13 protein-coding genes are annotated in these 12533 nt (G+C 72.5%); 8 read left to right on the top strand and 5 right to left on the bottom strand.

What is annotated here, in order from left to right:
• Positions 1-66: 66 nt before the first annotated feature.
• From ABZ910_RS24355 to ABZ910_RS24365, 3 genes are all read left to right on the top strand, one after another.
• A complete protein-coding gene (locus ABZ910_RS24355; RefSeq protein WP_361368766.1) occupies positions 67-1431 on the top strand; it encodes an NAD(P)/FAD-dependent oxidoreductase in 1365 nt (454 codons plus the stop codon).
• Between the two features lie 203 nt (positions 1432-1634).
• Positions 1635-1778, top strand: a complete 144-nt coding sequence (locus tag ABZ910_RS24360) for a hypothetical protein (protein ID WP_361368768.1) — start codon at positions 1635-1637, stop codon at positions 1776-1778.
• 227 nt (positions 1779-2005) lie between these two features.
• Positions 2006-2878, top strand: a complete 873-nt coding sequence (locus ABZ910_RS24365; protein WP_361368770.1) for a trypsin-like serine protease — start codon at positions 2006-2008, stop codon at positions 2876-2878.
• A gap of 12 nt (positions 2879-2890) precedes the next feature.
• Here the strand turns inward: ABZ910_RS24365 and ABZ910_RS24370 are convergent, their stop codons facing one another.
• From ABZ910_RS24370 to ABZ910_RS24380, 3 genes are all read right to left on the bottom strand, one after another.
• Positions 2891-4534 carry an FAD-binding oxidoreductase gene (locus ABZ910_RS24370; protein ID WP_361368772.1) on the bottom strand — a complete coding sequence of 548 codons (1644 nt, stop codon included), beginning with the start codon at positions 4532-4534 and terminating at the stop codon, positions 2891-2893.
• Between the two features lie 107 nt (positions 4535-4641).
• Positions 4642-5025, bottom strand: a complete 384-nt coding sequence (locus ABZ910_RS24375; RefSeq protein WP_361368773.1) for a MazG-like family protein — start codon at positions 5023-5025, stop codon at positions 4642-4644.
• 26 nt (positions 5026-5051) lie between these two features.
• Entirely contained in the window at positions 5052-5603 is a 552-nt protein-coding gene (locus tag ABZ910_RS24380) for a DoxX family protein (protein WP_361368775.1), read from the bottom strand.
• A 223-nt stretch (positions 5604-5826) separates the two neighbouring features.
• On the opposite strand from ABZ910_RS24380, the gene ABZ910_RS24385 reads away from it, so the two are divergent.
• From ABZ910_RS24385 to ABZ910_RS24405, 5 genes are all read left to right on the top strand, one after another.
• Positions 5827-6153, top strand: a complete 327-nt coding sequence (locus tag ABZ910_RS24385) for a nuclear transport factor 2 family protein (protein WP_361368777.1) — start codon at positions 5827-5829, stop codon at positions 6151-6153.
• Positions 6154-6347: 194 nt separating this feature from the next.
• Positions 6348-7571, top strand: coding sequence for a serine hydrolase (locus tag ABZ910_RS24390; protein WP_361368779.1), 1224 nt, complete (start codon positions 6348-6350; stop codon positions 7569-7571).
• Positions 7572-7608: 37 nt separating this feature from the next.
• Complete coding sequence (locus tag ABZ910_RS24395) at positions 7609-8766, top strand: serine hydrolase domain-containing protein (RefSeq protein WP_361368939.1); 1158 nt, start codon at positions 7609-7611, stop codon at positions 8764-8766.
• Between the two features lie 67 nt (positions 8767-8833).
• On the top strand, positions 8834-9835 hold the full coding sequence (locus ABZ910_RS24400) for a small ribosomal subunit Rsm22 family protein (RefSeq protein ID WP_361368781.1): 1002 nt from the start codon (positions 8834-8836) through the stop codon (positions 9833-9835).
• A 91-nt stretch (positions 9836-9926) separates the two neighbouring features.
• The gene (locus ABZ910_RS24405; RefSeq protein WP_361368783.1) at positions 9927-10664 is read left to right on the top strand and encodes a bifunctional DNA primase/polymerase; all 738 of its coding nucleotides are present in this window, start codon (positions 9927-9929) and stop codon (positions 10662-10664) included.
• 6 nt (positions 10665-10670) lie between these two features.
• Here the strand turns inward: ABZ910_RS24405 and ABZ910_RS24410 are convergent, their stop codons facing one another.
• Both ABZ910_RS24410 and efeU read right to left on the bottom strand, forming a co-directional pair.
• Positions 10671-11699 carry a hypothetical protein gene (locus tag ABZ910_RS24410; protein ID WP_361368784.1) on the bottom strand — a complete coding sequence of 343 codons (1029 nt, stop codon included), beginning with the start codon at positions 11697-11699 and terminating at the stop codon, positions 10671-10673.
• Positions 11659-12531, bottom strand: coding sequence for an iron uptake transporter permease EfeU (gene efeU, locus ABZ910_RS24415; RefSeq protein ID WP_361368786.1), 873 nt, complete (start codon positions 12529-12531; stop codon positions 11659-11661). Before efeU ends, ABZ910_RS24410 begins: the two co-directional genes overlap by 41 nt.
• Between the last annotated feature and the right edge of the window lie 2 nt (positions 12532-12533).

Genomic DNA, 12533 nt, shown 5'->3' on the forward strand with positions numbered 1-12533 from the left:
TCTCCTCGTCAGCCGCCCCCTCCCCGCGACCACGGCTGCCGCCCTCCCAGAAAGAACGCATCCCTCATGCCCAACACCGGCACCACCAAGCCGCCTCGGATCCTCATCGTCGGCGGTGGTTACGTCGGCCTGTACACCGCGCTGCGCCTCCTCAGGAAGCTGCGCGCGGACGAGGCCACGGTCACGGTGGTCGACCCGCGCTCGTACATGACCTATCTGCCCTTCCTCCCCGAGGCCGCCGGGGGCAACGTGGCCGCTCGCAACCTGGTCGCCCCGCTGCGCGCGGCGCTGAAGCGGGCGGAGGTCGTCACCGGGCACGTGGTGGCCGTGGACCAGGCGGGCAGGACCGCGACCGTCGTCCCCGCGGCGGGCGACGAGTACGAGATTCCCTTCGACCACCTCGTCGTCGCCACGGGCTCCATCTCGCGCACGTTCGCCATTCCCGGACTCGCCGAGGAGGCCATCGGCCTGAAGACCGTCGAGGAGGCCGTCAGCCTGCGCAACCACGTGCTGTGGCAGCTCGACAAGGCCGACTCCACCACGGACCCGGAGGTTCGCCGCAAGGCCCTGACCTTCGTCTTCGTCGGCGGCGGCTTCGCCGGAGTGGAAGCCGTCGGCGAGATCGAGGACATGGCCCGCGACGCGGCGAAGAACTACCGCAACATCAGCCGTGACGACATGCGCTTCCTCCTCGTCGAGGCCGCGCACCGCATCCTGCCCGAGATGGGGCCCGACCTGGGCGTGTGGACGAGGGAGAGGCTCGAGGAGCGCGGCATCGAGGTCCACCTCGACACGTCGATGGAGTCGTGCATCGGCCGTTACGTGGTGCTGAGGAACGGCGTCGAGACCCCGGCCTCCACCATCGTGTGGACGGCGGGCGTCAGGCCGAGCGCGTTGCTCGCCGACTTCGGCCTTCCCCTCGGCCCCCGGGGCCACATCGACACCGCTCCCACCCTCCAGGTCCGAGGCTTCGACCACGTCTGGTCGGCCGGTGACAACGCCCAGGTCCCCGACCTGGCGGCCGGCGAGGGCGCCTGGTGCCCGCCCAACGCCCAGCACGCCTGTCGCCAGGCACGCGTCCTCGGCGACAACATCATCGCCCGCCTGCGCGGCCGCCCGGAGAAGGAGTACCGGCACAAGAACCTCGGCGCGGTGGCCGGCGTGGGCCTGCACAAGGGCGTGGCCATCCTCTTCGGCAGGTACAAGCTCAAGGGCCGCCCGGCCTGGTGGTTCCACCGCCTTTACCACGGCAGCCGCGTCCCGACCATGAATCGCAAGATCCGCGTCTTCCTCGACTGGACCCTCGCCGTCTTCCTCGGGCGCGAGACCGTCGGTCTCCCGGAGATGGCACATCCGAGGACCGCGTTCGTCGACGCGTCCCTCCCCGAGCCGCTGCTGCGCCGTGTCGACCAGGTCAGCAGCCTTTCCTGAGCGACGACGCAGGGGAGTGCGTTCCGGCCGCGGTGGAGGGCCGCGTACGGCTCCTCCGGCGTACGAAGATTCACGGAGAGTCATCACCCGATCGGCCCACCCGCTCCCGGGGCCCGGATGCGGCGTTCCCCCATTCAGCCCATGCTGAAGAACCGAGGCCCCTCACCGCGGCAACGTTCCTCACTGCTTGGCCAGGAGGCATCGTGATCGCTTTGGCTCTGCTCGTGCCCGTGATGCTTCTGCTGCTGACGTTCGCACTGGACGCCTTCGAGCGCCTCCTGTTTCCTCCACCACCGGAGCCCCCACCCGAGGAAGACACCACCGGAAGCGACCGGCAGGCTCCGTGACCCGCTGTGCGGCGCGGGCCCACTCGGCCCGTGCCGAAGGGGGCCCTGGCCCCCGGGCGGCACGCCCATCCGGAAGGCCGCCTGGTCGGCGGTGCGGTGGTAACGGCCCTTGAGCGACATCGAGCCGTCCGGCGTGAGGACATCTTGTCGTGTATCGCTCCAGACGCTTGAATTTGCTCACCTCCCACAGGAGAACGCCCGTCCCGCATCCGTCGAAGGGGTTCTTCTTGACCGCCGTACGTGCCACCGCCGTCACCGCAGCGGCCTGTGCCGCCGTGCTCGCCGCCGCGCTGCCCTCCTCCGCGATCAACTCCTACAACGCGTTACCCGCTCCCGAACGCACCGAGGTCGGCGCGCTCATAGCCACCTGGGACAACGACAGTGATCCCGCGACCCCGGACCGGGTCGACTGGGTCTGCTCCGGCACGATGATCGACGCGGACACCTTCCTGACCGCCGCGCACTGCACCACGGACTGGCCGGACAACGCGAGGTTCTACGTCTCGCTCGACCAGGACGTGCAGGCGGGGCTCGACGCCGCCGCGAAGAGGTATCCGGGCGATCCGGCCGCCCAGGCGCAGGCCGTCGGCGTCGGGGGCACGGCCCACAGCCACCCCGACTACCCGGGCCCCGCCTCGGATCCGCACGACATCTCGGTGATCGAACTGCCCGCCGCGAAGGTCAGGTCCCGCTGGTCCTTCACCCCGGCCACACTGCCGACCGCGAACCAGTGGGGCGCGCTCGGATCGCGGGGGCTGAATTCCACCGACTGGTTCGTCGCCGGGTACGGCACCCAGGAAGCGGTCAACGGGCCGGGCGGCCAGACGCACCCGGGCGGCGGCGTGCGCATGAAGGCGCCCGTGACCTTCGACGCCCTCAACGACGCCTGGGTACGCCTGGCGATGACCGCACCGCAGGGCAACGGCGGTGCCTGTTACGGCGATTCGGGCGGCCCCAACTTCGCGGTCGTCGGCGGCAAGAACGTCCTCGCGGCCACGACCATCACCGGCGACACCCCCTGCTACGCCACGAACGTCGCCTACCGGCTGGACACTCCGGGCGCGCGGGCCTTCCTCTCGCCCTTCGTGAAACTGCCGTAGCCGTACGGCAGTTCAGTCGATGAGCACGCCCGGGTTCAGCACCCCGTGCGGGTCCAGGGCCGTCTTGGCGGCACGCAGTGCGAGGGCGAAGGGGTGCGGGCGCTGGCGGTCGTAGGCGGGGCGGTGGTCGCGGCCTACGGCGTGGTGGTGGGTGATCGTGGCGCGGTGGCGGGTGAGGACCTCCATGGACGCCGACTTGATCTCGTCCCACATCGCCGCTTCCGCGCCCCGTCGGCCCGCCGCGATCACCGTGAAGTACGGGGCGGCGCCGTCCGGATACACGTGGGTCAGGCGGCAGTTGACGATGCCCTCGCCTCCGGTGACCTCCTTGACCACGGCGCCGATCCCGGTGCGCACCTCCTCGTACAGGGCGGGCAGCCGGTCCCAGGTGCAGGCCGTCTCGAAGGTCTCCACGATGGCGCTCATCCGGGCCAGGGCGTCGCGCTGGTAGGGCATGCGCAGGAATGCGGAGCGCCAGGAATCGACCGCGTCCTCGCCGCCGGAGGCGCCCCGGGGCAGCGGCGTGCCGCCGTGGTCCCGGGCCAGGGTCAGGGCCTGGTCCAGGCGGTCGGCCACGGGGAAATGCGCCGACTCGAAGCCGAGTACGAGGACGAGCACCGGGCTTCCGTCGGGGGACGCGCCGGACAGGGCGGCCTCGCCCTGGTCCAGCAGGCGGCAGTTGGTGGGGTACAGGTCCGACTGGGCCAGGGCGCGTGCCGCCGCGGTCGCCGACGCGAAGGTGGGGAAGGTGACCGCCGCGGAGGCCTTGTGGACCGGCCTGTCCTGCAGGCGCATCCAGGCTTCCGTGATGACGCCCAGGGTGCCCTCGCTGCCCAGGAACAGGCGGTCGGGGGAGGGTCCCGCGCCCGAACCGGGCAGCCGCCACGACTCGTTGACCCCGACGGGGGTCACCACGCGCAGCGACTGGGTGAAGTCGTCGATGTGCGTGTGCAGCGTGGCGTAGTGGCCGCCCGCCCGGGTCGCGAGCCAGCCGCCGAGCGTGGAGAACTCGAAGCTCTGGGGGAAGTGGCGGAGCGTCAGCTCGTGCGGGCGCAGTTGGTTCTCCAGGTCGGGGCCCAGCACGCCCGCCTGGATGCGGGCCGCCCGGTTGACCGGGTCCACCTCCACCACGCGGTCCATACCGGTCAGATCGAGCGAGACGACAGCCCGGTGCGTGTCACCGCGGTATTCCACCCCGCCCACCACGGAACTCCCGCCCCCGTAGGGGATCACGGCCGTGGCGGTGTCCCCGGCCCAGTCGAGGAGGTCGGTCACGTCCTGATCCGTGCGCGGGCGCGCCACCAGGTCCGGTATCCGGCCGAGGTCGCCGTGCAGGGCCCGTACGACATCGCGGTACGCCTTGCCGAGGGAGTGGGACGCGCGGTCCTCCGAGTCGTCCGAGAGGAGCGGCGCCAGGGCGCCGGGAGCCGTGATCGTCGGCTTCGGGACGGTGAGCTGCACGGGCCGCGGCACCGGGAGCGGGGTGCCCGGGAGGCTGGGCAGCAGGGCGCCGAGCGCCGCGCACTCGGCATCCGGCAGCGCCTCGTCCGCCCAGCCCCAGCCCCACCACGAACGGACCCGCCCCGCGCTGCTGTTCACTGCCGCTTCCTCCCGCCGCCGATCTCTGCCCGCACGAGCTTGCCGGACGGTGGGCATGGCCGACAGCCCCCGCGTCGTCAGCGCCTCGACGAGGAGCGGCGCCGCCGGCCGTCTTCGTACGCTATGTCCGCGTGCGCGCGAAGCCTTCGCCACGCCCTCATGCGCTACGTCGTCGAGCGCTGAGCCGATGGGCCGAGGGAGCGTTGCGTCACCCTCGCCAGGTGGCGCTCGAACACCTCCCGGGTGTCCGGGGTCAGCGTGCGCAGGGCGATCAGGGCGGTGATGACGACGTCGCAGAGTTCGGCCTGGACGTCGTCCCAGGTGTGCGAGACGCCCTTGCGCGGGTTCTGGCCGGTGGCACCGATCACCGCCTGGGCGACCTCGCCCGTCTCCTCCTGCAGCTTCAGGACGCGCAGGAGAACGGCCGCGTCGCCGTCGTACCGGCGGTTGTCGTCCAACCAGGTCCACAGGGCGTCGATGACGGCCCAGAGGTCCGGGGGCGCGGGCGTCGGCGCGGGCGAGGTGGCGGGGGTGTCGGCTTCACTCATGCCCCGCAGCCTGCCAGGTCGCCCGGCTAGCGCGTGGTCGCCTCGTCCCGCTCCTTCAGCCACTGCAGGTGCTTGTTCCGGGCGCGTACGACCACCGTCGTCGCCGCGCCTGTCATGGCCAGTGCCGTGGGGACCATCCAGGGGCGGTTGAACACGTTGCGGAAGGCGTGGTCGAGGGAGCAGCGGCCGGGGCCCGAGACCGCGAGGGCCACCGAGGCCACGCCCAGGACGGCCGAGAGTTCGAAGCCGCCCTCCTGGGCGAAGAAGCCGCGGGGGAAGGTCACCGCGGTCGCGCCCGCCATGCTGCCGGCCGTCGCCGCGCCCGCGAAGGGCGTGGCGAGGCCGAGGGCCAGCAGCGTGCCGCCGCCCCCTTCGGCGAGCCCGGCGGCCACCGCGTTGAACTTCCCCGGAACGAACCCGACGGATTCCATGAACTCGGCGGTTCCCTCGATGCCGCCCCCGCCGAACCAGCCGAACAGTTTCTGTGCTCCGTGCGCGGCCAGGGTGCCGCCGACACCCAAGCGGAGCAGCAACAGGCCCAGATCACGTCGGCGGCCGGAACAGGTGACGGTGGTCACGGTGACTCCCCAGGCAGACAGCGAAAGCGCAGACAGTGGAAACAAGGAGGGCTTCTCGCGCTCCTCCCATGTCCCCACCGTCGCACCGAGGACGCTCGGCGACACCCCGGCCGGCCCTTTGGGCAGCCGTCCGAGTGGTGCGGACGGTGGGGGCGGCAGGGAGGGGGCGGCAGGGGTGGGCGAGCGGTGGCGAGGTCCGTGGAGCGGTGTGAGTCTGACGGGCATGACGATTCAGACAGCCAAACTCAGCGATCCGGCCGTCCGGGCCTTCGTCACCGCCGTGAACGCCCACGACCGTGATGGCTTCCTGGCCGTCCTCGCTCCCGGCGCGACGATGTCGGACGACGGCTCCGACCGCGACCTCGCCGAGTGGATCGACCGGGAGATCTTCACCACCCACGGCCACATGGAGGTCGACAACGAGTCCCGTGGCGGACGCGCCCTCGTCGCCCGCTACCGCAACGACACCTGGGGCGAGATGCGGACCCGGTGGAGCTTCACGGTCGAGGACGACGGGCGGATCTCGCGGTTCGAGACCGGGCAGGCGTGACCGCCGGACCGTCGTGACTGTCGTCACTGTCCGGGCCGTCGCGCCCGCCGTGATCGCGGCGGCTGTCGTGACGGCCGGGGGCGCCGTGGGCGTCGTGACCAGGCATGCGGTCCGATTTTCATAAGACAGTAAATTCTGAGCCGTAGGGGTCTACGGCCCCGAAACCCCTGGTGGGCGCGGTGTACGTTCCGGGGATGCGTGACTCCTCTCGGCTCAGTCGGCGTGCCGCTCTCGGTCTGGCGGCCGCCACCCTGCCCCTGGCGGCTGCCACCCCTGCCTCCGCGACGACCGTGATCGGCGGTGAGCGGCTGGCCCGGGGCGGGATCCAGACGCGGGGCGCCACCGGCGTGCCCAAGAAGCTCAGCGCCCGTTCCTGGCTCGTCGCCGACGGCGAGAGCGGGGAGGTGCTCGCCTCGTACAACGCGCACCGGCGGCTGCCCCCGGCCTCCACGCTGAAGATGCTGTTCGCGGACACGGTGCTGAGGAAGCTCGATCCGGCCGAGCGCCGCAAGGTGACCGAGGCCGATCTCGCCGACGTGCCGTTCGGCTCCAGCCTGGTCGGGGTCAAGCCGGGGATCACCTACACCGTCCACCAGTTGTGGCAGGGCGTGTTCCTGCGCTCCGGCAACGACGCGGTGCATGTCCTGGCCCACATGAACGGCGGCATCGCCAAGACGGTCGCCGAGATGCAGGCCAAGGCCGAGGACCTGCAGGCCCTGGACACCCATGTGGTCAGCCCCGACGGCTTCGACCACAAGGGCCAGCTGTCGTCGGCGTACGACCTGACGCTGTTCGCCCGGCACGGGCTGAAGGACTCCGACTTCCGCGGCTACTGCGGCACGAAGACCGCCGACTTCCCGGCCGGCGGCAAGAAGACCTTCCAGATCCAGAACACCGACCGCCTGCTCACGGGCGCGTGGGGCCTCGGGACGTACGACGGGCTGATCGGCGTCAAGAACGGCTACACCAGCAACGCCGGCAACACCTTCACCGGTGCGGCCACCCGGCGCGGACGCACCCTGCTCGTCACCGTGATGCACCCCGACAGCGGCGGAAACGGCGTCTACGAGGAGACCGCCGCGCTGCTCGACTGGGGCTTCGGGGACGGCGGTTCGGCCCGGGCGGTGGGCCTGCTGGCCAAGCCGCTCAGCGAGGGCGGGGGCGGCGCCGCTGCGAGTCCGTCGCCCACGGCGAAGGCGCACCGGGCCGTCGCCGGGGCGACGGTCGCGGCATCGGGCGGTGGCTCGTCCTGGGCACCGCTCGGCGGGGCCGCGGGGGCGGTCGCGCTGGTGGGGGCCGGGGCGTGGGCGCTGCGTCGGCGCCGGGCGGCAGCGGCGGCGATGGCGGGAGCCGACACCGACACCGACGTCGACACCGACGCCGGTTCCGGTAATTCCCGTGCCCGGCACCGTCGTTGAGCGGAACCATCTGCCGTCGAGGGCCTGAGGAGCAGAGCTGAGCACACCGCGACTGCGCGTCGGCACACCCGAGCGGGCCGGGCTCGACCCGGTGGAGCTCGCGCACCTCGTCCGTGAGGTGCGCGAGCTCACCACCGACGGCTCCGGAGGGACCGGGGACACCCGGGTGCGCCCCTGGGCGCCCGGCGTCGTCGTGGTCGCCGGGCGTGGACCGGTGATCGCCGTACAGGAGGCGGCCGGGTGGGCCATGCGGTACGCCTCGTACGACCCGGAGACCGACGCGGGTGTCGAGCTGCCGCCCGGGGCCCCCGTGCCGATGACCGTCGACACCCCCTTCGACCTGGCCTCCCTGACCAAGCTGTGCACGGCGGTCGCCGCGCTGCAGCAGATCGAGCGGGGCACCCTCGGGATCGACGCGCGGGTCGGCGCCTGTCTGCCGGAGTTCCGTACGGCGGCCCGGCACGGCATCACCGTGCGGCAGCTGCTCACCCACACCTCCGGGCTGCGCGCCGAGCTCCCGCTGCACGCGTGCGCGGACGACGCGGAGCGGCTGGCCCTGCTGCGCGCCGAGGCGCCGGTCGGCGAACCGGGGTCGTACCTCTACTCGGACCTGAACATGCTGCTGCTCCAGTACGTCCTGGAGCGCGTCAGCGGGCACCCGCTCGATGTCCTGGTCCGCGAGGGGATCACCCGGCCGCTGGGGATGACGGCGACCGGCTTCGGGCCGTGCCCGGGCGCGGCGGCCACGGAGGACCAGCGGCGGCCGTGGGCCAAGGCGGACCGCGGGATGCTGCGGGGCGAGGTCCACGACGAGAACGCCTGGGCGCTGGGCGGGGTGGCGGGCCACGCGGGACTGTTCTCGACCGGGCGGGACCTGGCGGTCTTCTGCCGGGCGCTGCTCGCGGGCGGCGCGTACGGGCCCGCCCGCATCCTCGGCCCCGACTTCGTGGAGCTGCTGCTGACATCGCCGGGACTGGGCTTCTCGGTGGACCAGCCGTGGTTCATGGGGGAGCTGGCGGGCGGCGGAGCGGCCGGGCACACGGGGTTCACGGGGACCTCGCTGGTGCTGGATCCGGCCACGGACACCTTCCTCGTCCTGCTGGCCAATACCGTCCATCCGCGCAGGCGGCAGCCGGACAGCGGGCCCAGGGCAGCGGCGGCGACCCGGCTGGCGCGGGCGGTCCGGGGCGCCTGAGGCACCTCGTACGGCCCCGGGCGCCCGTGGGAATCCGAGGCTCCGCAGCACCTGAGAGAATCGCCGGGTGAACGTCCCCGCCCCCGCCTCCCCAGCCGACACCCTCCGTGCCGCCCTCGCCGGCCTGCTCGACGGGCTGCCGCCCAAGCAGGCCGCCGGGGCCGTGGAGCGGCTGATCGCCAACTACCGGGGGCGGACCCCGACGGACGCGCCGATCCTGCGGGACCGCGCCGACGTGGCCGCGTACGCCGCGTACCGGATGCCCGCCACCTTCGAGGCGGTGCGGGCCGCGCTGGAGGCGTTCGCCGAGGCGGTGCCCGCGTGGGCCCCCGGCAGCCATGTCGACGTCGGGGGCGGGACCGGCGCAGCGACCTGGGCGGTGAGCGCCACCTGGGACGGCGACCGGCCGGTGACCGTGCTGGACTGGGCCGAGCCCGCGCTCGCCCTCGGCCGGGAGATCGCCGCCGCCAACCCCGCGCTGGCCGGCGCCCGTTGGCAGCGCGCCCGCATCGGCGCCGACCTCACGCTCGACAGCACCGACCTCGTCACCGTCTCCTACGTCCTCAACGAACTCTCCGTGGCCGACCGCACCGCCCTCGTCGACGCCGCCGCGGCCGCCGCGCAGGCCGTCGTGATCGTCGAGGCCGGCACCCCCGACGGCTACGCCCGCGTCATCGAGGCGCGGGACCGGCTGATCGGCGCCGGGTTCTCCGTCGCCGCGCCCTGCCCGCACAGCGCCCCGTGCCCGATCGTCCCCGGCGAGGACTGGTGCCACTTCGCGGCGCGGGTCAGCCGCTCCTCCCTGCACCGGCAGGTCAAGGGCGGCTCACTGCCGTACGAGGACGAGAAGTTCAGCTACGTCGCCGCCGCACGCTTCCCGGTCGACCCGGCCGCCGCCCGCGTGATCCGGCGGCCGCAGATCCGCAAGGGGCAGGTGCTCCTCGACCTGTGCGAGGCCGACGACCTGCTGCGCCGTACGACGATCACCAAGCGCCACGGCGAGCTGTACAAGGCGGCCCGGGACACGGACTGGGGCGACCCCTGGCCGCCGCCCGCGCCGCGGCCGTAGCGCCCGCACGGGACAGGCCCGGGTCCCGTGAAGCCCGGGATGGTGGGACCATAGGGCATGCTGTCCGCACCACAGCGAGACGAGGGGATTGATGAGCGGGACGTTCGGTGGCCGATCCGGCCGGCAGGGCAGGCTCTCCCAGTGGCTGCGTGGACGCCGCCCACAGCAGGCCGTCGGAGACGGCGGCCGTGAGACGCTGCTGTTCGCCGCCGCCGGAGCGGGGCTGCCGCTCGCGCCCGCCGCGCACCCCGGGCCCGACTACCGCTGCTCCTGCGACCGCGTCGGCTGTCCCACGCCCGCCCGGCACCCGGTGTCGTTCGCGTGGCAGACGCAGTCCACGACCGACCGCGCCCAGGTCGAGCGCTGGGTCCGGCAGCAGCCGGAGGCCAACTTCGTCACCGCGACCGGCATGGTGCACGACGTCCTCGACGTGCCCCTGGAGGCCGGGCGCGAGGCGCTCGAGCGGCTGCTCGACGCCGGCGTCGAGGTCGGCCCGGTCGCCGAGAGCGACGACGGCCGCATGCTGTTCTTCACCCTCACCCGGGGCACGCCCGAGGACGAGGACGAGTGGTGGCCGTGCGAGCTGGACTGCCGCCCCGAGACCATGGACGAGCATCCGGGCCTGCGCTGGCACTGCCGCGGTTCGTACGTGCTCGTGCCGCCCGCGCGGCTGCCCGGCGACGACGACCGCAGGGTGCGCTGGCTCCGCGGCCCGTCGTACGCGCTGCCGGACCCGCTGAGCCTCTTGGAGGTCCTCACCGACGCCTGCGCCCGCCACGCCGCCGAGGACCCCGACCACGCGGCGACGCCCTGGCCCAGGCGCCACTGAGGTTTCCTACTCTCCCCGCGCCGACGTGAGGCCCTGGATGCGGCCGAGCAGCGACACCTGGCCGCGTCCCGGACCGGTCGTGGTGCCCTTCTTCGGGTCGAGGGCCACCTCGTTGGAGATGAACTCCAGCGTGAGGGACTGCTTGACCTCGCCCTTCGTCAGCGCCTCGACGTCCTTGTTGAGAGAGGGCGGGGACGTGCCCGCGGCGGCGGTCTGCTTGACGTAGTGGCGTGTGGCGAAGAACACCATCGCACCGCCGTCCGTCGTGCGCAGAGCCAGGGGTGCGTAGTCGCCGGCCGTCAGCGGCTCGTCGATGTACTGGGTGGCCAGGCCCGGCCGACGGGACTCCTTCGTGCGCTGGACGCGCCAGCCGCTGGTGTGGGGGCCCGCCGCGAAGCCGCTTCCGCCGCTCTTCAGGTACGTGGTGTACCCGCGGCTCAAGTCCTCTGGACTGGCGGCCAGTCGCGCCGTGTTCGCGGATACGGCCTCGGCCCAGCCGTCGCGGTCCTTCTTGAACTCGGGCACGTCGCCCGGGGCGAGCAGCGTCAGATAGGCCACCTGGAACGGCTGGTTGAGCCCGTGGCGGGTGAAGACGAACAACCAGCGTGCGCTGCCGCCCTTGTTGGCCAGCGCGTCGGCGACGAACCAGCGCGGCCAGCCCGCCTTCTTGGGGATCGTGTACTTCACGTCCGAAAGCTTCAGCGGCGTGTAACCGGCGTTGCCGCCAGGGCTGTTGGCGTGCCCCGCCTTCAGGCGGGCCCCGTCGATGTCGGCGAGCGCGCCGGTGACGCGGTGCGCGTCCAGGGAACCGTCGTTCGCCCGGCCCGCCTTGTTGTACGCGGCTGTGAACTGTTCCAGCGCCTTGGCGGCCTCGGCGCGGGTGGTGGCGGGGAGCACCTCGCGCTCCCCGTGCACCACCACGCATCCGCTCGCCGTCAGCGACAGAGCGGTCAGCGAGGCCGCTGTCAGTGTGTTCCGGATCAGTGCGTTCCGGTCACGCCTGCGGAGCCTTCGAGGGCTGTGATCCCTGGTCATGAGGTGTCTTCACCTTCCCCTTCCCGGAGGCGAACCCTACCGGGGAGAGGAACAGCGCGAGTGTCGGGATCAGGTAGAGGAGCCACACCGTGACCTGGACGACGGTCGGGTCGGGCTGGAAGTTGAAGACACCCTTGAGCAACGTGCCGTACCAGCTGTCCGGTTCGATCGTGTCGCTGATGTCGAAGGCCACGCTGCGCAGACCCGGGATCAGGCCGGCCTCCTGCAGATCGTGGAAGCCATAGGCCAGCACGCCCGCCGCCACGATCACCAGCATGCCGCCGGTCCACTTGAAGAACTTCGCCAGGTTGATCTTCAGGGCGCCCCGGTAGAACAGCCAGCCCAGGAAGACCGCGGTGGCCAGGCCCAGCGCCACGCCGATCAGCGGGCGCGGGGTGCCGTCGCTGGCGGCGTGCACGGACGCCCACACGAACAACGCGGTCTCCAGGCCCTCACGGCCCACGGCCAGGAAGGCGGTGGCGACCAGCGCGCCCGTGCCCATCGCCAGGGCGGCGTCCAGCTTGCCGTGCAGCTCGGACTTCAGATGCCGGGCGGTGCGCCGCATCCAGAAGACCATCCATGTCACCAGGCCCACCGCGACGACGGACAGGGAGCCGCCGAGACCCTCCTGCGCCTCGAACGTCATCTCCTGGGAGCCGAACTCCAGCGCGCAGCCGAAGCCCATCGCGATGACGATCGCGGCGCCGATGCCGATCCAGATCGGCTTCAGGGCGTCCCTGCGGCCGGTCTTGACCAGATAGGCGATCAGGATGCAGACGACGAGGCTGGCTTCCAGGCCCTCGCGCAGACCGATCAGGTAGTTGGAGAACAACT

The sequence above is a fragment of the Streptomyces sp. NPDC046805 genome, assembly GCF_040645355.1.
Lineage (GTDB): Bacteria > Actinomycetota > Actinomycetes > Streptomycetales > Streptomycetaceae > Streptomyces.

Coding starts and splice junctions, on each gene's coding strand:
- ABZ910_RS24355 (WP_361368766.1), top strand. CDS start 67: ATGCCCAACACCGGCACCACCAAGCCGCCTCGGATCCTCATCGTCGGC.
- ABZ910_RS24370 (WP_361368772.1), bottom strand. CDS start 4,534: ATGCCCACCGTCCGGCAAGCTCGTGCGGGCAGAGATCGGCGGCGGGAG.
- ABZ910_RS24375 (WP_361368773.1), bottom strand. CDS start 5,025: ATGAGTGAAGCCGACACCCCCGCCACCTCGCCCGCGCCGACGCCCGCG.
- ABZ910_RS24385 (WP_361368777.1), top strand. CDS start 5,827: ATGACGATTCAGACAGCCAAACTCAGCGATCCGGCCGTCCGGGCCTTC.
- ABZ910_RS24390 (WP_361368779.1), top strand. CDS start 6,348: ATGCGTGACTCCTCTCGGCTCAGTCGGCGTGCCGCTCTCGGTCTGGCG.
- ABZ910_RS24405 (WP_361368783.1), top strand. CDS start 9,927: ATGAGCGGGACGTTCGGTGGCCGATCCGGCCGGCAGGGCAGGCTCTCC.
- ABZ910_RS24410 (WP_361368784.1), bottom strand. CDS start 11,699: ATGACCAGGGATCACAGCCCTCGAAGGCTCCGCAGGCGTGACCGGAAC.